The organism is Streptomyces sp. NPDC029014 (assembly GCF_055564695.1).
Genome location: NZ_JBVHVT010000073.1, coordinates 25,425 through 47,194, shown reverse-complemented (window position 1 = coordinate 47,194; position 21,770 = coordinate 25,425). Strand labels below are relative to the sequence as shown.

Sequence of the window (21,770 nt, the reverse complement as noted above, 5' to 3'; positions counted from 1 at the left end):
GGTCTGTTTTCGGACCGGGCCTGTCCAGGGGGGGGAACTCCCCGGTGGTGGCCCGTCCTCCTTCCTCGTTCGCCGCGTGGGGGGACGGGACTCCCCCCCCCCCCGCGGGGGGGGCCGGGCCAGTCCCGGTGGTGACGCGGATCAGGCGTCGACGTCGGCGGACGGAGCGGGCTCCGCCGAGGCGGCCTTCTTCGTCGCCTTCTTGGCCGTCGTCTTCTTCGCCGTCGTCTTCTTGGCGACGGTCTTCTTGGCCGTCGTCGTCTTCTTCGCGGCGGCCTTCTTCGCCGGGGCCTTCTTGGCCGCCGTCTTACGGGCCGTCTTCTTGGCCGGAGCGGCCTCCTCGGCCGGGGCTTCCGCCTCGGCCTCGGGCGCCGCGGACGGCTCGGCCGCAGCCGCGGGCTCGGACTCGGCCGGGGCCGCCTCGACCACCAGCACCGCAGCCTCCGCGCCCGCCGGGGAACCGGCCGGAGCGGTGGCCTTGCGGGTGGCACGGCGCCGCGGACGGGCCGGTGCGGCCTCCGCCGCCGGAGCCTCGGCAACCGGGGCCTCGGCAACGACCGGGGCCTCGACCTCGACGGCCTCCGCCTCGGGGGCCTCGACCGACGCGGCCTCGGCGACCGGGGCGACCGGCTCGGGCTCGGCCACGACGGCCGGCTCCGGCTCGGCGGCCGGCTGCGGCTCCACGGCCGGGGCGGTCGCCTTGCGGGTGGCACGGCGACGCGTACGGCCCTTCGGCGCTGCCTCCTCGGCCACCGGAGCGGGGGCGGCCTCGACCGTCTCCGCCGCGGCCACGGCCTCGGCGACGGCCTCGGCGGCCGGCTCCAGGACCGTGTCGGCCGGCTCGGTGACCGGCTCGGCCTCGACCTCGACCACCGGCACCGGGGCCGGGGCCTCGACCGGGACGGCCTCCACCGCGGCAGCGGCACGCGGGGCGCCCGCCGCTGCGGTCGCCTTGCGGGTGGCGCGGCGGCGGTTGCGACGGCCGCTGATGCCGGATGCCGCGGCCTCCGCCTCGGCCGCGCTGCCGTAGAGCTCCTCGTCCGGGGCGAACGCCGGCTCGGGCAGCGCCACGGGCGCAGCCAGCTCGGCGGCCACCTCGGCCTCGGTCTCCACCTCGGTAGCGGCCTCGACGACCTCGACCTCGTGCTCGTGCTCGTGACCGCGGCCGCCGCGGCGCTTGGCCCGCTTGCCGCCGTTGCCGGCCGTGGTGGCCGTGTCCATGTGCACGATCACACCGCGCCCGTTGCAGTGGACGCAGGTCTCGGAGAAGGACTCCAGCAGGCCCTGGCCGACCCGCTTGCGGGTCATCTGGACCAGGCCCAGCGAGGTCACCTCGGCGACCTGGTGCTTTGTACGGTCGCGGCCCAGGCACTCCAGCATCCGCCGCAGGACCAGGTCGCGGTTCGACTCCAGGACCATGTCGATGAAGTCGACGACGACGATGCCACCGAGGTCGCGCAGCCGCAGCTGGCGCACGATCTCCTCGGCCGCCTCCAGGTTGTTGCGGGTGACCGTCTCTTCGAGGTTGCCGCCCTGACCGGTGAACTTGCCGGTGTTGACGTCGATGACGACCATCGCCTCGGTCTTGTCGATCACGAGGGAGCCACCGGAGGGCAGCCACACCTTGCGGTCGAGCGCCTTGGCGAGCTGCTCGTCGATCCGGTACGTCGCGAAGACGTCCACCTCGGAGGTCCAGCGCTGCAGCCGGTCGGCCAGGTCCGGGGCGACGTGCGAGACGTAGCCGTGGATGGTCTCCCAGGCGCTGTCACCGCTGACGATGACCTTGGAGAAGTCCTCGTTGAAGATGTCGCGCACGACGCGGACGGTCATGTCCGGCTCGCCGTACAGCAGGCTCGGCGACGAGGTCGTGATCTGCTTCGACTTCTTCTGGATGTCTTCCCACTGCGCCTGCAGGCGCTCGACGTCGCGGCGCAGCTCGTCCTCGCTCGCGCCCTCGGCGGCGGTGCGCACGATGACGCCCGCGTCCTCGGGGACGATCTTCTTGAGGATGCTCTTCAGACGCGCGCGCTCGGTGTCGGGCAGCTTGCGGCTGATGCCGGTCATCGAGCCCTCGGGCACGTAGACCAGGTAGCGGCCGGGCAGCGAGACCTGGCTGGTCAGGCGGGCGCCCTTGTGGCCGATCGGGTCCTTGGTGACCTGGACGAGCACGGACTGGCCGGACTTCAGGGCGGACTCGATGCGGCGCGGGCCGTTGGCCAGGCCGAGCGCCTCGAAGTTGACCTCGCCGGCGTACAGGACCGCGTTGCGGCCCTTGCCGATGTCGATGAAGGCGGCCTCCATCGACGGCAGCACGTTCTGGACCTTGCCCAGGTAGACGTTGCCGACGTACGAGGTGGCCTCTTCCTTGTTGACGTAGTGCTCGACGAGCACGTTGTCCTCGAGGACGCCGATCTGGGTGCGCTCGCCGGACTGGCGGACCACCATCACGCGCTCGACGGCCTCACGACGGGCCAGGAACTCGGCCTCGGTGATGATCGGCACGCGGCGGCGGCCCTGCTCGCGGCCCTCGCGGCGGCGCTGCTTCTTCGCCTCCAGGCGGGTCGAGCCCTTGATGGACTGGACCTCGTCGGAGGACTCGGCCTTCTCGCGGGCCGGGCGCGGCTCGCGGACCTTGACGACGGTGCGCACGCCGTCCTCTTCGGCGGCCTCGGCCTCGACGACCGCGTCACCGGTACGACGGCGACGGCGACGGCGACGGCGGCTGGAGCTGGTGCCGAGGGCGCCGGCCTCGTCGGCCTCCGACTCGTCCTCGTCCTCTTCCTCCTCCGCCTCGGCGGCCTCGGCCTCTTCCTCGGCGGTCTCGTCGAGGTCGGCGGCCTCACCGCGGCGGCGGCGACGGCCACCACGGCGGCGGCGGCGCGAGGGGCGCTCACCGGACTCGTCGGTCTCGTCCTCGTCGAAGTCGGCGGCCTCGGCCTCCGGCTCCTCCTCGGCGGGCTCCGCGGCCGGCGCCTGCGGCGCGGCCTCGTCGAACTCGGCGGCCTCACCGCGGCGGCGGCGACGGCGACGGCCGGACGGACGCTCGGCAGGGGCCTGGACGGCCTCGGCCTCGGCGGCGAGCTCGTCCTCCTCCTCGGCCTCCTCTTCGGCGAGGGCCTCGGCGCGGGCGGCCGCGGCGGCGAGCGCGGCGGTCTCCGGGGTCTGGAACATCGGCTCGGTGAAGACCGGGGCCTGGAACACGGCCACGGCGGGGCGCGTGGCGCGGCGGGAGCGGGCCGGGGCGGCGGGCGCCTCGGCCTCGGCGGGGGCCTCCGGCTCGGCGGCCGCGGCCGGGGCGGCAGCGCGGGTGGCGCGGCGGCGGCCGCGCCTCGGGGCGTCGATGGCGTCGGCGACGGTGAAGGCGGCGGCCTTGGGAGCCTCGGCCTTGGGAGCTTCGGCCTGGGGGGCCTCCTCCTCGACCGCGGTCTCGGCAGCCGGAGCCTCGACGACCGGCGCGGCAGCGGCACGGGTGGCACGGCGGCGGGTACGCGGCGCCGGAGCAACCGGCTCCTCCGCAACCGCAGCTGCCTCTACGACGGGGGTCTCGGCAGCCTCGGCGGCCGGAGCCTCGACGACCGCGGCGGCCTCGACCGGGGCGGCCTCGGCGACCGGGGCGGACACGGCACGGGTGGCACGGCGACGGGTGCGCGGCGCCGGAGCAGCCGGCTCCTCCACGACCGCAGCGTCCTCGGACACCGCAGCGGCCTCGACGGCCGGGGCCTCGGCGACCGGAGCGGCAGCGGCGCGGGTCGCACGGCGGCGGGTGCGCGGCGCCGGAGCAGCCGGCTCCTCCGCGACCGGAGCCTCGACCGCGGCGGCCTCGACGACGGCCGGGGCCTCGGCGACCGCAGGGGACACGGCACGGGTGGCACGGCGGCGGGTACGCGGCGCCGGAGCAGCCTGCTCCTCGGCGACCGGAGCCTCGACCGGGGCGGCCGCGGCCTCGGCGACCGGAGCGGCAGCGGCACGGGTGGCACGGCGGCGGGTACGCGGCGCGGGAGCAGCGGCCTCCTCCGCTACCGGAGCGACCGGAGCGGCCGGGGCCTCCACGACGGCCGGGGCGGCGGTCTCGGCCGGGACCTCGGCGGTGGGGGCGGAGACGGCGCGCGTCGCGCGGCGGCGCGATCGGGCGGGGGCGGCGCTCGGGGCTTCCGCGACGGAGGCGGCGGCCGGGGCGGTCTCGGCCGGAGCCTCGGTGGCGGCTTCGACGGCGGTCGCGCCGGGCGGGCCGGCCGGCCGCGACGCGGCGCGGCGACGCCTGCGCGGGGGCAGGTTGTCGCTCGGGCTGCCGTTGTCGATGCCATCGGCGGTGGTCTTGTTTTCGTTGTCGAGCATGCGGGCGGTTCTCCCGTCACGCTCCCGGGCGCCGCGGCTGACGTCCGGTCCGGCACGGCTCCGCACGATCAGCGCGGAGCCGGCCTCCGGGGCGCGTTCGCCACACGGGAGCTGTAGTCCATGGCCGCCGGTTCCGTACGCCTTGTCCGTACGGCCTGGCGGAAGTCTTCAGGTGGGTGCGCTGCCCGACCCAGGTGGCTCCCGAGTGCCAGGGCGGCGCGGCGACGGCGTTCCCTACGCGGCGGGACCTTCCGGCGCCGTCGCGTCGGCGGTCACGGCGGCCGTGGGTGCAGCGGCCGTGTCAGCCTCGCGGTCGGGCGCGAGCGGGTCGGTCACCGTGCCGGACTCCTCGTCGAAGAGCCCCTGCGCCAGCCTGGTCACCGCTGCGGGGACCGGCGGCGCCAGGTCGGCCACAGCTCGGAGACCGGACAGGACGTCGTCGGGTCGTACGGCAGGTGTCAGATGCCGAACAACCAGCCGCAGTATCGCACAGGCATTGTCCGGCGTCCTATCAGCCGGGACCGGAAGGACCTCCAGGTGCGCGACGGCCCCGCGGGTGTCGAAGGTGCGCATGCCGTTCTTGGTGCGGCGCTGGACCTCGACCGTGTCGGCGGCGAGGTAGGTCTCGACCGCACGGGCGGCCTCGGCGCTGTCCACGCCGTCGAGGCGCAGCTCCCACACGGAGGCGGTGAGCCGGTCCGCCAGCCCGGCGGTGCGGGCCTCGACCGCGTCGATGATGTCGAGGCCGACGGGCATCGACTCGTCGAGCAGCTCACGGAGCTTCACCGGGTCGCGGTGAGCGGTGAGCGCGATCTCCAGGTACTCGGCCTCGCTGCCGGTGCCGGTCGGCGCGGCGTTCGCGTACGAGACGCGGGGGTGGGGCGTGAAGCCGGCCGAGTACGCCATGGGCACCTCGGCGCGGCGCAGGGCGCGCTCGAACGCGCGCTGGAAGTCCCGGTGGCTGGTGAACCGGAGGCGGCCGCGCTTGGTGTAGCGCAGTCGGATGCGCTGTGCCACCGGTGCGGGGGGCGGGCCTTCGGGCTGTCGCTTGCCCAGTGGTTCTTCTCCTTGTGCGGGGCGGCGCGGCTCGCGCGCCGCCCTGAGGTTCGGGGGGCCTGTGGGCGGTGCCGCGCCCTCCGGCTCGTCCCTGCCGGGTGTGCAGGGAGCGCTCGGGGGCGGCATGCGGCCCAGGCTGTCGTACTACCCAGAGTACGCGCCCGTGACCTCCGTGGTTCCCGGGGCCGGTCACCCCAGGAGGGCCCGCCGCACCTCGGCGCGGACCTGCCGCACGGTGGCCCGGACCGTGCGCCAGGCGTCCCGCAGGACGTGCCCGACGGGGGTGAGGACGTGCCGGTAGGCCTGCGCGCAGGGCCACACGATCAGGGCCCGCCACACCAGGGCGATCCCCCGCCCCAGGGCCTTCACGATCCGCCCGGCCACGTGCCAGGCCCAGAGCAACAGCCTCCCGACCGGTGTGAGCAGGTACGCGTACACCCCGCGCGCCAGCCGGACGAAGGCGCTGCCCACGGGCACGAACACCCACCGCCACACGGCCGCGGCGGTCCACGCCAGGGCCCGCCCCACCGGCACGGCCCCCCATCGCCACACCGCGACGACGACCCACACCGCAACCCGCCCGACGGGCACGAACACCCACCGCCACACCGCCGCGACGGACCACACCACAGCCCGCCCCACCGGCACGAACACCCACTGGTACGCGGCCCGGGCCACCCACGCGACGCCGAGCCCGAGCGGCACGAGGCCGTACCGGTGCACGGCGGTGACCAGCCAGGCCGCACCCTGACCCACCGGCCGCAGCAGCCACTGGTAGACCGCCGAGGCCAGCCACCCCAGGCCGCGCCCGACCGGCACGAGCAGGTGCGCGTACGCGCCCCGGGCCAGCCACGCCGCTCCCTGCCCGGCGGGCCGGAGCACGTACCGCCACAACCCCACCCAGGGCCAGACGAAGACCAGCTTGAACAGGACGGCCAGTACCCATCCGATCCCGCGGAGCAGCGGTTCGAGGACACGGGTCCACAACGGCCCGAGGACGTGTCGGTGCGCGGCCCGGCCGAACGCGGCGAGCAGGTCCCAGACCACCCGTACGGGCAGCACGACCAGCACCGCCACGATCTTGACGGGGACCCGGAGCACCCCGGTGAGGCAGCCTTCGCCCTGGCCGGCGCGCTGTTCGTCGAGTTCCATGCCCTTAAGGACACACAAAGGCCCCGAGCCGTTGCGGCGGGGGCCTTGCGGGTTCAGTCGATGGAGCCGGGCTCGGCGAGCCAGCGGGTGCGCAGGTCGATGTGCTTGGCGAGCGTCTCGAAGTCCCGGTCGTAGTGCAGCACCGTGAGCCGGTGCCGGACGGCGGTCACGGCCACGACGAGGTCCACCACGCCCGCCGAACGTAGGCACCCGGCTTCGGCCAGGACGCCCTGGGCCTCAAGGACCCTGGCCCACACGTCCTCGGGGATCTCGTGCCACACGTACAGGTCTGCGAACGCCTGCCGCATCGCGGAGTACTGGGCGGAGGAGCGCGCCGAATAGAGCGCCTCGGCCTCGGTCACCGCGCACATGCCGATGCGGCCGGCAGCGAGCGCCGGGCGCCACACCGCAAAGGGGCCCGGCAGCGTGATCCTGTGCGCGGCAGAGGTCTCGATCAGAAAGGCGCCCTCGTTCACCGGCGTACTTCTCCCTTGAAGCCGGCCTCGCGCCCCTTGTCGAAGGCGCCTTCTTCATCGAGCTTGACGAGGGCGGCAAGGGCACGTTCGCGGAGGACGCGGGCTCCTATCTCCTCCAGGGCGGCGTTGACCGTGTCCTTCTTCGTCGTGGTTCCGAGCGCTTCTGCGGCGAGCGCGAGCGCCTCTTCGTTGATGTCGATCACGGTCTTGGCCATGAGCCGCCTCCCGGCACCACGGCAGGAGGATTCACCTGCCACTCTCCTCAGGATATCCACCGACGCCACATGCAGAAATATTTCTGCCGAAACCAGAAGTACATTCGCCCACCTGCCGGATCGGTGGACGTATTCCGGCACCGCACGCCGGCAGGGCCGCGGGAACGCAGCAGGCCCCGGCGGATGCCGGGGCCTGCTCGTACGGGATCACCTGCGGGCGATCCCGCTCACGTCACCCGTGTGCGTGCGCGGCCTTCGGGGCGGGCGCAGCGTTGACCACCGACAGCGGCAGCAGCTTCTTGCCGGTGGGGCCGATCTGGATGTGCGTGTCCATCTGGGGGCAGACGCCGCAGTCGAAGCACGGCGTCCAGCGGCAGTCGTCGACCTCGGTCTCGTCGAGGGCGTCCTGCCAGTCCTCCCAGAGCCAGTCCTTGTCCAGGCCGGAGTCCAGGTGGTCCCAGGGCAGGACCTCCTCGTACGTGCGCTCGCGCGTCGTGTACCAGTCGACGTCCACGCCGTACGGGGCGAGGGCCTTGTCGGCGGACTGCATCCAGCGGTCGTAGCTGAAGTGCTCGCGCCAGCCGTCGAAGCGGCCGCCGTCCTCGTACACGGCGCGGATGACGTCGCCGATGCGGCGGTCGCCGCGGGAGAGGAGGCCCTCGACGATGCCCGGCTTGCCGTCGTGGTAGCGGAAGCCGATGGAGCGGCCGTACTTCTTGTCGCCGCGGATCTTGTCGCGGAGCTTGGCCAGGCGGGCGTCGGTCTCCTCGGCCGAGAGCTGCGGCGCCCACTGGAACGGGGTGTGCGGCTTGGGCACGAAGCCGCCGATCGACACCGTGCAGCGGATGTCGTTCTGGCCGGAGACCTCGCGGCCCTTGGCGATGACGTTGACGGCCATGTCGCCGATCTGGAGGACGTCCTCGTCGGTCTCGGTCGGCAGGCCGCACATGAAGTACAGCTTCACCTGGCGCCAGCCGTTGCCGTAGGCGGTGGCGACGGTGCGGATCAGGTCCTCTTCCGAGACCATCTTGTTGATGACCTTGCGCATGCGCTCGGAGCCGCCCTCGGGGGCGAAGGTCAGGCCGGAGCGGCGCCCGTTGCGGGTGAGCTCGTTGGCCAGGTCCACGTTGAAGGCGTCGACGCGGGTCGACGGGAGGGACAGGCCCACCTTGGCGTCCGTGTAGCGGTCCGCGAGGCCCTTGGCGATGTCGGCGATCTCCGTGTGGTCCGCGGAGGAGAGGGAGAGCAGGCCCACCTCCTCGAAGCCCGTCGCCTTCAGGCCGCGGTCGACCATCTCGCCGATGCCGGTGATGCTTCGCTCCCGCACGGGGCGCGTGATCATGCCGGCCTGGCAGAAACGGCAACCGCGGGTGCAGCCGCGGAAGATCTCGACGGACATCCGCTCGTGGACGGTCTCGGCGAGCGGGACGAGCGGCTGCTTGGGGTACGGCCACTCGTCGAGGTCCATGACGGTGTGCTTGGAGACCCGCCACGGCACGCCGGACCGGTTCGGCACGACGCGGCCGATGCGGCCGTCCGGCAGGTACTCGACGTCGTAGAAGCCCGGCACGTAGACGCCGCCGGTCTTGGCGAGGCGCAGCAGCAGCTCCTCGCGGCCGCCGGGGCGGCCCTCGGCCTTCCAGGCGCGGATGATGTCGGTGATGTCGAGGACGGCCTGCTCGCCGTCGCCGATGACGGCGCAGTCGATGAACTCCGCGATCGGCTCGGGGTTGAAGGCCGCGTGGCCGCCCGCGAGGACGATCGGGTGGTCCTCGGTGCGGTTGCGGGCCTCGAGCGGGATGCCCGCGAGGTCCAGCGCCGTGAGCATGTTGGTGTAGCCCAGCTCCGTGGAGAAGGACAGGCCGAACACGTCGAAGGCACCGACCGGGCGGTGGCTGTCGACGGTGAACTGCGGCACCTGGTGCTCGCGCATGAGCTCTTCGAGGTCGGGCCACACGCTGTACGTGCGCTCGGCCAGGACGCCCTCGCGCTCGTTCAGCACCTCGTAGAGGATCATGACGCCTTGGTTGGGCAGCCCGACCTCGTACGCGTCCGGGTACATGAGCGCCCAGCGGACGTCACAGGAGTCCCACGGCTTGACGGTGGAGTTCAGCTCACCGCCGACGTACTGGATGGGCTTCTGCACATGCGGGAGCAGAGCTTCGAGCTGTGGGAAGACCGACTCGGACATCACGCGACTTTCGTGAAGCGGGCAGGGGGCGACTCTCAAGCGTAACCCGAGCCGCCCTCGACCCCGGACGTCGTGATCTTGCCTAGGGTGCGAGGGCCTCCCGCAGGGCCGGGTCGGAGGCCTCGTCCCAGATTTCCGGAAGCTCCCGTTCGTGTGACGCGGCCAGGGCCTCCTCGCGGCCGTACAGCACGCCCCAGCTGAATGCGGATTCACCGGCCGCGGTCGCCTGTTCGGCGAGGGCGCGCAGCGCCTCGCGGGCGACGACGCTGTCCTGGTGGTCGCCGAGCAGGGTCTGGACGGACTTCATGGCCTTGGCCTGGCGGTCGGCCGGCTTGCCGAGCGCGGGTGCGGCGGCCTCGGCTGCGTACCGGGCGCGCTTGGCGGCCTTGCGGGCGTCGTGCAGGGCGTGGTCGCGGGGTTCGCCGGGCTCCATGGCGAGGGCGCGTTCGATCCGGCCTGCGAGCCGCTCGTAGTCGCGCAGCACGGCCTTGGGCAGGGCCTTCTCGGCGGGCTTGGCCGCGCCGGGCAGCAGCGGGGGCTCGGCGAGCAGGGCGTCGAGGGAGTCGAGCAGGGCCAGGTGGACCGGGGAGTCGAGGAAGGCGAGGGCGCGGCGGCGGGAGGCGGCGCGGCGGCCGTTGTTCCAGGTGCGCAGGCGGCCGCGGACGGGGCCGTGGCGCAGGGCGCGCGGGAGGGCTTCGACGCCGTCCTGGAAGCGCTCGTGCAGGACCTCCTGGTCGCGGTCGACGCCGAGTTCCTGGCCGAGGAGGCGCAGCTGGTCGCCGAGGGCGTCGGTGACCTCGCGGTCGAGGACCTTGCGGTAGGTCTTGAAGGCGCTGCGCATCCGGCGGGAGGCGACCCGCATCTGGTGGACGGAGTCGGGCAGGTTGCGGCGTACGGCGGGGTCCTGGGCGACGAGGGCGTCGCGCTGCTCGCGCAGGTACGCGAGGACGTACGCGCCCGCGGTGCCCTCGGCGGGGCCGGGCTCGGGGCGGGGGGCGGGCTCGGTGCCGGTCTCGGCGAGGGCCCGGGCGAGCTTGGAGGGGGCGTCGCTGACGCGGATCCCGGCCTTGCGGAACTTCTTCTCGACGGCGTCGAGGAGGGCGGGGTCGACGCCGTCGGCGAGTTCCACCTCGACCTCGGTCCAGGTGGCGACGGTCCCGGCGGCCCCGGCGGCGGCTTCCACCGCCTCGGCCGGCTCGCCCGCCGCCACCGCCTCGCCCGCGTCGCCCGGCCCGGCGGGCCCGGCCTCGGCGCGGACGCTGTCGGTGGAGAGCTCGGCGAGCAGGGCGCCGTCGGCGTCGAGGAGGTGGCTCACCCGGCGGGAGGAGAGCAGCCGGACCTGCGGCCGCAGGCCACCGTCGCGGACGCGGGAGCGGACGAGGGCGGCCAGCGAGCGCGGGACGGTGTCGCTGAGCGGGGCGGCGACCTCGTCGCGGACGCCGGGCGAGACGGGCAGTTTGAGGTGCCAGCCGGCGTCGGAGCCGCCGGTCCGGCGCCGCAGGGTGAGCCCGTCGGCGGCGAGCCGCTGGTCAGAGGTGTCGTAGTAGACGGCGTCGAGGTCGACCGTGCCCTGGTCGGCGACGACGGCGATCCCGGCCGTGCCCGTCAGGTCGGGCACGCCGCGCCGGGCCGCCTTGCCCGTCTCGAACTCGAATTTGCGCTCGATCTCCCGCTTCGTATCCGCCATGCTTCGAACTTAATCCTGAACGGATCACGGCGGGAGGGTGAACGACTCCGGGACGCCCGATCGGCTGCCGAATCGTCCGAAGAACGACCCCGCTAGGCCGACATCGGCCGCTGCACCTTGATGGACTGCAACAGCCCGATGGCCACCCACACGGCGAACATCGACGACCCTCCGTAGGACACGAAGGGCAGCGGCAGGCCCGCCACCGGCATGATCCCGAGGTTCATCCCGATGTTCTCGAAGGCCTGGAAGGCGAACCACGCGATGATCCCGGCGCAGACGATCGTGCCGTACAGCTCGGTGGTCTCCCGGGCGATCACGCAGGCCCGCCACAGGATCACGCCGAGCAGGACGAGGAGCAGTCCCCCGCCGACGAAGCCCAGCTCCTCCCCGGCCACCGTGAAGACGAAGTCGGTCTGCTGCTCGGGCACGAACTGTCCGGTCGTCTGCGAGCCCTTGAACAGCCCGGAGCCGGTCAGGCCTCCGGAGCCGATCGCGATGCGGGCCTGGTTGGTGTTGTAGCCGACGCCGGCGGGGTCGAGGTCGGGGTTGGCGAAGGCCGCGAAGCGGTTGATCTGGTACTCGTCGAGGATGCCGAGCTGCCAGATCAGGACGGCGCCGGCCACGCCCGAGCCGAGCAGGCCGAGCACCCAGCGGTTGGAGGCGCCGGAGGCGAGGAGCACGCCGAGCACGATGACGACCATGACCATGACGGAGCCCAGGTCGGGCATCAGCATGATGATGCCCATCGGGGCGGCGGCCAGGCACAGGGCCTTGACCACGGTGCGGTGGTCGGGGTGGGCGACGTCGCCCGCGTCGACCCGCGCGGCCAGCAGCATCGCCATGACCAGGATGATCGTGATCTTCACGAACTCTGAGGGCTGGAGCGAGAAGCCGCCGCCGATCACGATCCACGCGTGGGCGCCGTTGATGGTGGCGCCGAGCGGGGTGAGCACGGCGATGATCAGCACGAGCGAGATCCCGTACAGGATCGGCACGGCGCCGCGCAGGGTGCGGTGGCCGAGCCAGATCGTGCCGATCATCAGCACCAGTCCGATGCCGGTGTTCATGGCGTGGCGGACCAGGAAGTAGTACGGGTCGCCCTGGTTGAGCTGGGTGCGGTTCCGGGTCGCGGACCACACCAGCAGGCTGCCCAGGCAGGACAGGGCGAGGGCGGAGAGGATGATGGGCCAGTCGAGCCGGCGCAGCACGGAGTCGCGCGAGGTCAGCTTGGCCATCGCGCCGCGCTCGGGCGCGTAGCGGGGTACGGAGAACTTGTTGGCGGTCTGCATGGTCGCTCTTCGGCTCAGTCGTGCCACGACGGGGGCTGGGCGGGGGGACCGGCGAGCGCGGGCGTCTCGGGGTCCTCCGGGGACGGGGGCACGTACGGCTTGATCTCGGGTGCTGCGATGGAGCCGTCGGGCTGGATGCGGGGCAGTGCGGACTCCGGCCGGGGCAGCAGGGCCCTGGTGGCGTCGAAGTCGCCGGCCATGTCGTATCCGTACATGGCGTTGTAGATGTTGCGCACGGCGGGGCCGGAGGCACCGGAGCCGGTCCCGGCCTGGGAGATCGTCATCACGATCACGAAGTCGTCGGTGTACGTCGCCAGCCACGAGGTGGTCTGCTTGCCGTAGACCTGGGCGGTGCCGGTCTTGGCGCGCATAGGGATCTTGTCCTGCGGCCAGCCGGTGAACCGCCAGGCGGCGGTGCCGCCGGGCTCGACGACCATGCGCAGGCCCTTGTCGAGGTCGTGGAGGGTCTTGGCGTCGACCGGCAGCCGGCCGTGCGGGGTGGGCCTGATGACGTCGACCCGCTTGCCGTCGGGGCTGATCACGGCCTTGCCGATGGTGGGGTCGAAGAGGGTGCCGCCGTTGCTGATGGCGGCGTAGGCGGTGGCCATCTGGATGGGGGTGACGAGGACGTCGCCCTGGCCGATGGCGAAGTTGATGCTGTCGAAGGCCTTCAGCTGGTTGCCTTCGAGGCAGCTCTCGTAGGCGATCTGCTCGACGTAGGTGCCGCCCTTCTTGCCCTGCTTGCACCAGGCGTCCTTGTTGGCCTTCCAGAAGTTCTTCTTCCACTGGCGGTCCGGGATGCGGCCGGTGACCTCGTTCGGCAGGTCGACGCCGGTCTCGGAGCCGAGTCCGAACTCGCGGGCGGTCCGGTAGAACCAGTCGTGGGCGTCCTTCTTGGGCTTGAGGCCGCCGTCGCGCTGCCATTCCTTGTGGCCGAGGGCGTAGAAGACGGTGTTGCAGGAGAACTTGAGGGCCTCGCCGAGGGTGATCGGGCCGTGGCCCTTGGACTCGAAGTTCGCGAAGCTCCGCCCGCCGAGGCTGTAGGAGCTGCTGCAGTTGTACTTGCTGTCGAAGGGGTAGCCGGCGCGGACGGCCGCGCTCGCCGAGACCACCTTGAAGATGGAGCCGGCCGGGGCCTGGCCCTGGATGGCCCGGTTCAGCAGCGGGTAGTTGGAGTCCTTGCTGGTGAGCCGGGCGTAGTCCTTGCCGGAGATGCCGCCGACCCAGGCGTTGGGGTCGTAGTCGGGCTGGGAGGCCATCGCGACGACCCGGCCGGTCCTGGCCTCCATGACGACGACGGCGCCGGAGTCGGCCTCGTACTTGCGTCCGGTGATCTTGTCGGTCTCGTTGCGGACGGTCTTCATCGCCTGCTGGAGCTCGTACTCGGCGACGGCCTGGACCCGGGCGTCGATGCTGGTGACGAGGGTGGCTCCGGGGATGCCGGCGTCGGACCTGGTCTGGCCCATGACCCGGCCGAGGTTGTCGACCTCGTAGGAGGTGACGGTGGCCTTGCCGCGCAGCTGCTTGTCGTACGTGCGCTCGATCCCGGAGCGGCCGACCTGGTCGGAGCGCAGGTGGGGCGAGTCGGTGTCCTTCGCCTTCTGGATCTCCTCGTCGGTGACCGGCGAGAGGTAGCCGAGCGCCTGCGCGGTGCGGGCCCCGCCGGGCGCCGGGTAGCGGCGAACGGCGGTCGGCTCGGCGGTGATGCCGGGGAACTCCTCGGGACGCTCGCGGATCTGCAGGGCCTGCTGGGTGGTGGCCTCGGAGGTGACCGGGATGGGCTGGTAGGGCGAGCCGTTCCAGCAGGGCTTGGGGGTCTGGGAGTCGCAGATGCGGACCTTCTCCACGACCTCCTGGGGGGACATGTCCAGGACGGCGGAGAGTCGGGTCAGGACGCCCTTGCCCTTGTCCTTCATCTTCATCAGCGCGGTGCGGCTGGCGGACACCACGAGCCGGGTCTCGTTGTCGGCGAGGGCGACGCCGCGGGCGTCGAGGATGGGGCCGCGGACGGCGGGCTGGACCACCCGCTGGACGTGGTTGTTCTTCGCCTCGTCGTAGTACTCCCCGCCGTTGCGGATCTGGAGGTACCACAGGCGCCCGCCGAGCGTGCAGAGCATGGAGAAGACGAGGACCTGGATGATGACGAGCCGGATCTGCACCCGGGGGATGCGGCCGGTCGCGGGGGTGTTGGTCACGGGCCCTGCCCCTTCACAGCTTCTTGACGCTCTTCACGCTCTTGACGCCCTTCACCCCCCTTATCCGGCCGGCGCGGTTGGCCCGGTTGCGGGCCGTCATCAGGCGCAGGCCGCCGCGCTGGCTGCCGATGCGCAGACCGGTTCCGCCGGCCAGCCAGCCGGAGGAGACGTCGGTGGCGGCGGCCTGGCCGCCGCCGGCCTCCACGGCCATCGGGTCGTTCTCGGCGCGCCGGGCGAGGGCCATCACGAACGGCACGGCGAACGGCGCGAGCAGCAGGTCGTAGAGGGTGGCGGTGAACAGCAGTCCCGTCAGGCCCACATGGCGGGCGGCGGTGTCCCCGACGAGGGCGCCCACGCCGGCGTACAGCAGGGTGGAGCCGATCGCGGCGGCGACGACGGTGAGCAGCGGGCCCCAGGCGGAGCGGAACCGCCCGGAGTCGGGGCGGACGAGGCCGGCGGCGTACCCGATGACGCACAGGACGAGCGCGTACCGCCCGGCGGCGTGGTCGGCGGGCGGGGCCAGGTCGGCGAGGAGGCCCGCGGCGAAGCCGATGAGGGCGCCGCCGACGTGCCCGTAGACGAGGGCGAGTGCGACGACGGTCAGCAGCACCAGGTCGGGCACGGCGCCGGGCAGTTGGAGCCGGCCGAGCACACTGACCTGGACGACGAGGGCGACCAGGATGAGGGTGGAGGCGAGCAGGATCCGGTTGAAGCGCATGGCGGTCTGCTCCTACTCGTCGGCCGAACCGGCGGCTCCGCCGGCGGAAGCGGACGGGGACGGGGTCACCGTGACGGTGACCGTGGGCGTGGGCGTGGCCTGGGGCTTGGGCGGCAGGACGGTGTCGCGCGGGTCCTCGCGCGGCGGTACGACGACGACGCCGACGATGTCCAGGCGGGAGAACCCGACGAACGGGCGGACCCAGACGGTGCGGGTCAGGTCGCCGCGCGCGGGGTCGACCTTGACGACCTCGCCCAGGGGAACGCCCGGTACGAAGGGCTTGTTGCCGCGGGAACCGAAGGTGACGAGCCGGTCGCCGGGGCCGATCTTGGCCTTGCCGTTGAGCATCTGGACGGACAGGGCGCGGTCGCCCTGTCCGGTGGCGAAGCCGAGCTCTCCGGTCTTCTCCAGCCGGGTGCCGACGGTGAAGTCGGGGTCGTTGGCGAGCACGACGGTGGCGGTGTCGGGGCCGACGGTGGCGACCCGGCCGACGAGGCCGTCGCCGTTGATGACGGTCATGTCGCGCTCGATGCCGTCCTTGCTGCCGGCGTCGATGGTGACGGTCCAGGAGAAGCCCTGGGCCGCTCCTATGGCGATGACCTCGGCACCCTTGATGCCGTACTGTCCGGCGCCGGCCCGCTTGAGCATCTCGTCGAGCTCGCGGATCCGGCTGTGGGTCTGGTCCTCGCTGCCGAGCTTGGCCTTCAGCGCGGCGTTCTCGCGCTCCAGCACCGCGATGCGGCTGTGCCGTTCGCCGGAGTCGCGTACCGCCCCTATGGCGTTGGCGACCGGATCGACGGCCGTTGCGACGCCCTTCTCGACCGGTCCGAAGACCGCCGCGGCGGCCTGGCGCGCGCCGTCGACCGGAGACTCCTCTCCTGCCCTGATGTCCACCGTGATCAGTGCGAACGCGATGGCGATCAGGAGCACCAGGAGCAGCCGGCTTTCTCGTGTGTCCCTCACGTGCGGCGGCCGTGCCTTCCTCTGTAGATAGCCGTGCGGCTGAACGGCTCCGGTGGAGCCGGGGCTTGCACCGGACTGTTGCCTGTATATCAACGATCCGCCGCACGGGCGCGGCAGCACCCATACGGCGGATCCTTGTGTTCCGCTTGTCCCCCGGGCGGCCGGGGGAGCAGGTCAACGCCGGGGCTGGGCGTCCAGGACCTGCTGGAGCGCCTCGAACTCCTCCACGCACTTGCCGGAGCCCAGGGCGACGGAGTCCAGCGGGTCCTCGGCGATGTGGATCGGCATGCCGGTCTCCCGGCGCAGCCGCTCGTCGAGGCCGCGCAGCAGGGCGCCGCCGCCGGTCAGGACGATGCCGCGGTCCATGATGTCGCCGGAGAGCTCCGGCGGGCACTTGTCGAGGGTGGTCTTCACCGCGTCCACGATGGCGTTGACCGGCTCCTCGATGGCCTTGCGGACCTCGGCCGCGGAGATGACCACCGTCTTGGGCAGGCCCGAGACGAGGTCGCGGCCCCGGATCTCGGTGTGCTCGTCCTGGTCGAGGTCGTAGGCCGACCCGATGGTGATCTTGATCTGCTCGGCGGTCCGCTCACCGAGGAGGAGGCTGTACTCCTTCTTGATGTGCTGGATGATCGCGTTGTCGAGCTCGTCGCCGGCCACCCGGATGGACTGCGCCGTGACGATTCCGCCGAGGGAGATGACCGCCACCTCGGTGGTGCCGCCGCCGATGTCCACGACCATGTTGCCGGTGGCCTCGTGCACGGGGAGGCCCGAGCCGATGGCCGCGGCCATGGGCTCCTCGATGATGTGCACCTGACGGGCACCGGCCTGGGTGGACGCCTCGATGACGGCGCGGCGCTCCACCCCGGTGATACCGGAGGGGACGCAGACCACGACGCGCGGACGGGCCAGGTAGCGGCGCTTGTGGATCTTGAGGATGAAGTACCGGAGCATGCGCTCGGTGATCTCGAAGTCGGCGATGACGCCGTCCTTGAGGGGCCTGACGGCGACGATGTTGCCGGGCGTGCGCCCGATCATCTTCTTCGCCTCGGAGCCGACCGCCAGAATGCCACCGGTGTTCGTGTTGATGGCGACCACGGACGGCTCGTTCAGGACGATCCCCCGGCCCCTCACGTACACCAGCGTGTTGGCGGTCCCGAGGTCGATCGCCATGTCACGGCCGATGAACGACATGTTGTTCCCCTTGTTCCCCATGAGGAGCGTCTGGCCTTCCAGTTGATAGCGGCTGCTGTCAGGTCGGCGAGGTGGGTGGGTGGGTGGAGGCCCCATCGTAGTGCCGAGGGTACGGACATCGCGCGACGGGACTCCGGCGATCCCGCCGGAACGGATACCCGCCCCCTTAGTGGTGACGTCGTGTCCTGCACATGCGTTCCCGCACGCGCTCGGCAATACCGAAGGGCGACCGAAATTACTTCGGTCGCCCCAGGTCATGAGCGCTATTCGGCTGATGTTGCGTCAGGACGCGCCCGTTGGGGCGACCCGTCGGGGAGACCCGTCAGAGGGCGGGGAAGAACAGCTTCAGCTCGCGCTCCGCGGACTCCTCGGAGTCCGAGGCGTGGATCAGGTTCTCGCGGGTGACGGTGCCGAAGTCGCCCCGGATGGAGCCGGGCGCGGCGGCGATCGGGTCGGTCGGGCCGGCCAGCTGGCGGACGCCCTCGATGACGCGCTCGCCCTCGACGACGAGGACGACGACCGGGCCGCTCGCCATGAAGCCCATGAGCGGCTCGTAGAAGGGGCGCCCGACGTGCTCCGCGTAGTGCGCCTCCAGCGTCTCGCGCTCCAGGGTACGCAGCTCCATCGCCGGGATGGTCCAGCCGGCCTTCCGCTCGACACGGCCGATGATCTCGCCGACCAGCCCGCGACGGACCGCGTCGGGCTTGAGGATGACGAGCGTGCGCTGGGACATGGGTCTGACTCCTTGCGGCATACGGGTGCGGTCTGAAGAGGCTACAGGCCGCACCCGGACCGGCCGACAGCTGGACCGCCTCCACCCCCGCAGTGGGCGGGGAGCACGCAACCCGGTAAGGCGGGCACAAGGGCAAGCCGGGGTCACCCCCGCACGGGGCGGGGAGTCCGTCCGCCGGTCGGAACCAGGAAACCACCGAGGCTGGACGGGCGCAGCCTCAGGCCTGGGCCTCGCTCTGCGCCGCCCAGCGGGCCTTGGCGGCGTCGATCTTGCGGCCGTAGTGCACCGAGCACCACCACAGGCCCGCGAACACGGCCCCGAGGAAGAACATCATCGGCACCACGAGCCCGCTCGCGATCAGGCCGATCTGCAGGGCCCAGCCGATCTGCACCGCGCCCGGCCGGGACAGCATCCCGCACAGCAGCACGGACAGCAGCATGGCGATCCCGCAGACCGTCCAGACCGTGGCCTGGGTCAGGTCCGGGTTCTTCATGGCCACCAGGCCCGCGAAACCGATGACGAAGACCTCGCCGATCAGCGTCGAGGCACACAGCGTGCGCATCCGTCAGCCCCTCTTCAGCAGCAGGCGGGCCTCGCCCACCGTGATCACGGAGCCGGTCACGAGGACCCCGGCCCCTCCGTACTCGGCCTCTTCCTCCGCCAGGGTGATCGCCGCCTCCAGGGCGTCGTCCAGCCTCGGCTCCACCTGCACCCGCTCCGCGCCGAAGACCTCGACCGCGATGGCGGCCAGCTCGTCCGCGGACATGGCCCGGTGGCTGGTGTTCTGCGTGATCACGACCTCGGCGAAGATCGGCTCGAAGGCCTCCAGGACCCCCCGCACGTCCTTGTCGTCGCTCACGCCGACGACGCCGACCAGCCGGCTGAAGCCGAACGCCTCGGTCACCGCCTCCGCCGTGACCAGCGCGCCCGCCGGGTTGTGCGCCGCGTCCAGGATCACCGTGGGGCTGCGGCGCACGACCTCCATCCGGCCCGGCGAGGTCACCGAGGCGAACGCCCGGCGGACCGTGTCCACGTCCAGCTCGCGGGCCTGCTGCGCGCCGACCCCGAAGAACGCCTCCACCGCGGCCAGCGCCACGGCCGCGTTGTGGGCCATGTGGGCCCCGTACAGCGGCAGGAAGATCCCCTCGTACTCGCCGCCCACGCCGCGCAGCGTCAGCATCTGCCCGCCAACGGCCACCTCGCGCGAGACGACGCCGAACTCCATGCCCTCGCGGGCCACGGTCGCGTCCACCTCGACGGCCTTCTTCAGCAGCACCTGCGCCGCGTCCACCGGCTGCTGCGCCAGGATCACGGTGGCGTCCTGTTTGATGATGCCGCCCTTCTCCTGGGCGATCTCGGCGGGGGTGGAGCCGAGCCGGTCGGTGTGGTCCAGGCTGATCGGGGTGACCACCGCGACCGCGGCGTCGATCACGTTGGTCGCGTCCCAGCTGCCGCCCATGCCGACCTCGACGACGGCCACGTCCACGGGCGCGTCCGCGAAGGCCGCGTACGCCATGCCGGTGAGGACCTCGAAGAAGGACAGCCGGTAGTCCTGGGAGGCGTCGACCATCTCCACGTACGGCTTGATGTCCCGGTACGTGTCGACGAACCGCTCGGCGGTGATCGGCGCCCCGTCCAGGCTTATGCGCTCGGTGACCGACTGCACGTGCGGGCTGGTGTACCGGCCGGTGCGCAGATCGAAGGCGTTCAGCAGGGCCTCGATCATGCGGGCGGTGCTGGTCTTGCCGTTGGTGCCGGTGACGTGGATGGAGGGGTACGCGCGCTGCGGCTCGCCCAGGACGTCCATCAGCGCGGCGATGCGGCTGACGGAGGGCTCCAGCTTGGTCTCGCCCCAGCGGGTGGACAGCTCCTGCTCCACCTCCCGCAGCGCCTGCGCCACCTCGGGGTCGAGGGGCTCCGCGGGGACCGGGTCGCCCTGGGGCGGTCCGGCCTGGGCGCGCAGGGTGCGGCTGCCGGCCTCGATCACCGCCAGGTCGGGGTCGCGGTCGGACTCCTCCGCCACGATCTGGTCGAACATGTCGAGGGTGTCGTCGCGGTCGTCGGGGCCGTGGCTCTCGGGCTGCTGCTCACTCACAGGGCCAGTCTACGGACGGGGGCCGGAAGGGCCGCGCGGCCCTCGGCTCCGGCCGGTTCCGCGCCTCGGCTCCGGCCCGTGCGCGCGGGCCCGGACGGGCTAGCCCCGGGGCAGGGTCGCGACCACCAGGTACGCGTCCCCGGTCCGGGTGGCGGTCAGGGTGCCGCCGAGGCTGTGCACGCGCTCGGCCATGCTCGCCGTCCCGGAACCCGCCGAGACGGGGGCGCGGGCCGGGCCGCGGGTGGGCAGGGCGTTGCCGACCGAGATCCTCAGCCGGTCGCCGTCCGCCTCGATCCGGACGTCCACGGTCTGGCCGCCGGCGTGCTTGGCGGCGTTGGTCAGGCATTCCTGCACCACCCGGTAGACGGCGGCCTGCCGCAGCGGCGACAGGCCGTGGACCTGCGGGTCCAGGCTGAGCCGTACGGGTGAGCCGGCGCGGCCGGACTGCTCCGCGAGGGCCGGCAGCCCGTCCACGCCCGGGGTGGCATCGGGTTCGCCGCGCTGGACGATGATCTCGTTGAGGACGAGGTGGGCCCGGCGGGCCGTGTCGGCGAGCTCCTCGAAGTCCTTCGCGTGCGCGGTCTCGCGGGCCCGCACCGACAGCACCTCGGAGCGCACGGTCAGCAGGGTCAGCTCCCGTCCGACGAAGTCGTGGACGTCGCGGGCGACGGAGGTGCGCTCCTGCTGGACCGCCTGGAGGACGGCGGATTCGGCCTCCCGGGCTTCGAGCTCGCGGACCAGGTCGTGGCGGTAGGCGGCGATGCCGACGGCCGAGGCCAGCACGCCGATCGGCACGACGAGGCTCAGGAAGGAGCTCAGGGTCCGGGCCTGCGGCTCGGGCCAGCCCGGCACGCTGAACACCGCCAGCGCGAAGGCCACGTAGCCGAGCGTGGCGAGGACGGCGGCCCGCCGCCCGCGGTACCGGCCGACGGAGTAGAGGGCGAACTGGATCAGCGTCAGCTCGTGCAGCCAGCCGATGAACAGCAGCGCGGTGAGGTACGGGATCCAGGGCGCCCGGCGGCGCACGACGAGGGTGGCGGCCCCTGCGGTGAGGACGACGGCGGCCATGGGGCCGGTCAGCGAGTTGTCCGCGGCGGCGAGGCCCGGCAGGTCCAGGGCCATCAGGGCGAGGCAGCCGAGCGCGGTGAGCACGTCGGACGCCCGCTGCGTCCCGGACCAGCCCTCGGCGAGCCGGCGGCCGGTGGCCACGGCCCACTGGTACGCCGAGACGACGGGCTGGACGCGCATGCCTTCCATCATCCGTGGTCACCACCGGGGATCTAACCGGTCAACCCGGACAAAAAAGTGAGAATCGGCACGTCGGTGGCGGCGGGGGCGGGCGGCGAAGGCGAAGGCGAAGGCGAGAGTGCAGGCCGAGGCGAAGGCGAGAGTGCAGGCCGAGGCGAAGGCGAAGGCCCCCACACCGGCGGTCGGTGCGGGGGCCTTCGTACGGCGGTGGCGCGGCCTG

16 protein-coding genes are annotated in these 21,770 nt (G+C 72.7%); all 16 read right to left on the bottom strand.

Annotated features, from left to right (window positions below):
* Nucleotides 1-141: 141 nt before the first annotated feature.
* Nucleotides 142-4,335, bottom strand: coding sequence for an Rne/Rng family ribonuclease (locus tag ACZ4VL_RS31080; RefSeq protein ID WP_468206548.1), 4,194 nt, complete (start codon nt 4,333-4,335; stop codon nt 142-144).
* A 234-nt stretch (nt 4,336-4,569) separates the two neighbouring features.
* The gene (locus tag ACZ4VL_RS31075) at nt 4,570-5,352 is read right to left on the bottom strand and encodes a TIGR03936 family radical SAM-associated protein (protein ID WP_468206546.1); all 783 of its coding nucleotides are present in this window, start codon (nt 5,350-5,352) and stop codon (nt 4,570-4,572) included.
* Between the two features lie 228 nt (nt 5,353-5,580).
* Complete coding sequence (locus ACZ4VL_RS31070) at nt 5,581-6,543, bottom strand: hypothetical protein (protein WP_468206543.1); 963 nt, start codon at nt 6,541-6,543, stop codon at nt 5,581-5,583.
* A 53-nt stretch (nt 6,544-6,596) separates the two neighbouring features.
* Nucleotides 6,597-7,019 (bottom strand): PIN domain-containing protein, encoded by a 423-nt coding sequence (locus ACZ4VL_RS31065; RefSeq protein WP_468206540.1) that lies wholly within the window; start codon nt 7,017-7,019, stop codon nt 6,597-6,599.
* Nucleotides 7,016-7,234, bottom strand: coding sequence for a type II toxin-antitoxin system VapB family antitoxin (locus ACZ4VL_RS31060; protein ID WP_468206537.1), 219 nt, complete (start codon nt 7,232-7,234; stop codon nt 7,016-7,018). The genes ACZ4VL_RS31065 and ACZ4VL_RS31060 overlap by 4 nt, the downstream gene beginning before the upstream one ends.
* A 232-nt stretch (nt 7,235-7,466) precedes the next feature.
* Nucleotides 7,467-9,428 carry a TIGR03960 family B12-binding radical SAM protein gene (locus ACZ4VL_RS31055; protein WP_468206535.1) on the bottom strand — a complete coding sequence of 654 codons (1,962 nt, stop codon included), beginning with the start codon at nt 9,426-9,428 and terminating at the stop codon, nt 7,467-7,469.
* Between the two features lie 79 nt (nt 9,429-9,507).
* Nucleotides 9,508-11,112: a CYTH and CHAD domain-containing protein gene (locus ACZ4VL_RS31050; RefSeq protein WP_468206532.1), complete on the bottom strand. Its 1,605-nt coding sequence runs from the start codon at nt 11,110-11,112 to the stop codon at nt 9,508-9,510.
* Nucleotides 11,113-11,204: 92 nt separating this feature from the next.
* Complete coding sequence (rodA, locus tag ACZ4VL_RS31045) at nt 11,205-12,404, bottom strand: rod shape-determining protein RodA (protein ID WP_468206529.1); 1,200 nt, start codon at nt 12,402-12,404, stop codon at nt 11,205-11,207.
* Nucleotides 12,405-12,418: 14 nt separating this feature from the next.
* Entirely contained in the window at nt 12,419-14,599 is a 2,181-nt protein-coding gene (gene mrdA, locus ACZ4VL_RS31040; protein WP_468206526.1) for a penicillin-binding protein 2, read from the bottom strand.
* A 13-nt stretch (nt 14,600-14,612) separates the two neighbouring features.
* On the bottom strand, nt 14,613-15,317 hold the full coding sequence (mreD, locus tag ACZ4VL_RS31035; protein ID WP_404237796.1) for a rod shape-determining protein MreD: 705 nt from the start codon (nt 15,315-15,317) through the stop codon (nt 14,613-14,615).
* A 12-nt stretch (nt 15,318-15,329) separates the two neighbouring features.
* Nucleotides 15,330-16,280, bottom strand: coding sequence for a rod shape-determining protein MreC (gene mreC, locus ACZ4VL_RS31030; RefSeq protein ID WP_468206525.1), 951 nt, complete (start codon nt 16,278-16,280; stop codon nt 15,330-15,332).
* Between the two features lie 174 nt (nt 16,281-16,454).
* Nucleotides 16,455-17,474, bottom strand: a complete 1,020-nt coding sequence (locus ACZ4VL_RS31025; protein ID WP_360622546.1) for a rod shape-determining protein — start codon at nt 17,472-17,474, stop codon at nt 16,455-16,457.
* A 322-nt stretch (nt 17,475-17,796) separates the two neighbouring features.
* A complete protein-coding gene (gene ndk, locus ACZ4VL_RS31020; RefSeq protein WP_468206522.1) occupies nt 17,797-18,207 on the bottom strand; it encodes a nucleoside-diphosphate kinase in 411 nt (136 codons plus the stop codon).
* A gap of 217 nt (nt 18,208-18,424) precedes the next feature.
* Nucleotides 18,425-18,769 carry a DUF4233 domain-containing protein gene (locus ACZ4VL_RS31015; protein ID WP_468206520.1) on the bottom strand — a complete coding sequence of 115 codons (345 nt, stop codon included), beginning with the start codon at nt 18,767-18,769 and terminating at the stop codon, nt 18,425-18,427.
* Between the two features lie 3 nt (nt 18,770-18,772).
* Nucleotides 18,773-20,245, bottom strand: a complete 1,473-nt coding sequence (folC, locus tag ACZ4VL_RS31010; protein WP_468206551.1) for a bifunctional tetrahydrofolate synthase/dihydrofolate synthase — start codon at nt 20,243-20,245, stop codon at nt 18,773-18,775.
* A gap of 156 nt (nt 20,246-20,401) precedes the next feature.
* Nucleotides 20,402-21,550 carry a sensor histidine kinase gene (locus tag ACZ4VL_RS31005; protein WP_468206519.1) on the bottom strand — a complete coding sequence of 383 codons (1,149 nt, stop codon included), beginning with the start codon at nt 21,548-21,550 and terminating at the stop codon, nt 20,402-20,404.
* Between the last annotated feature and the right edge of the window lie 220 nt (nt 21,551-21,770).

Bases quoted from the DNA above. Each gene is read 5' to 3' on its own strand.
- ACZ4VL_RS31080 (WP_468206548.1), bottom strand. From the start codon at position 4,335: ATGCTCGACAACGAAAACAAGACCACCGCCGATGGCATCGACAACGGC.
- ACZ4VL_RS31070 (WP_468206543.1), bottom strand. From the start codon at position 6,543: ATGGAACTCGACGAACAGCGCGCCGGCCAGGGCGAAGGCTGCCTCACC.
- ACZ4VL_RS31060 (WP_468206537.1), bottom strand. From the start codon at position 7,234: ATGGCCAAGACCGTGATCGACATCAACGAAGAGGCGCTCGCGCTCGCC.
- ACZ4VL_RS31050 (WP_468206532.1), bottom strand. From the start codon at position 11,112: ATGGCGGATACGAAGCGGGAGATCGAGCGCAAATTCGAGTTCGAGACG.
- rodA (WP_468206529.1), bottom strand. From the start codon at position 12,404: ATGCAGACCGCCAACAAGTTCTCCGTACCCCGCTACGCGCCCGAGCGC.
- mreD (WP_404237796.1), bottom strand. From the start codon at position 15,317: ATGCGCTTCAACCGGATCCTGCTCGCCTCCACCCTCATCCTGGTCGCC.
- ACZ4VL_RS31025 (WP_360622546.1), bottom strand. From the start codon at position 17,474: ATGTCGTTCATCGGCCGTGACATGGCGATCGACCTCGGGACCGCCAAC.
- ndk (WP_468206522.1), bottom strand. From the start codon at position 18,207: ATGTCCCAGCGCACGCTCGTCATCCTCAAGCCCGACGCGGTCCGTCGC.
- ACZ4VL_RS31015 (WP_468206520.1), bottom strand. From the start codon at position 18,769: ATGCGCACGCTGTGTGCCTCGACGCTGATCGGCGAGGTCTTCGTCATC.
- folC (WP_468206551.1), bottom strand. From the start codon at position 20,245: ATGTTCGACCAGATCGTGGCGGAGGAGTCCGACCGCGACCCCGACCTG.
- ACZ4VL_RS31005 (WP_468206519.1), bottom strand. From the start codon at position 21,550: ATGCGCGTCCAGCCCGTCGTCTCGGCGTACCAGTGGGCCGTGGCCACC.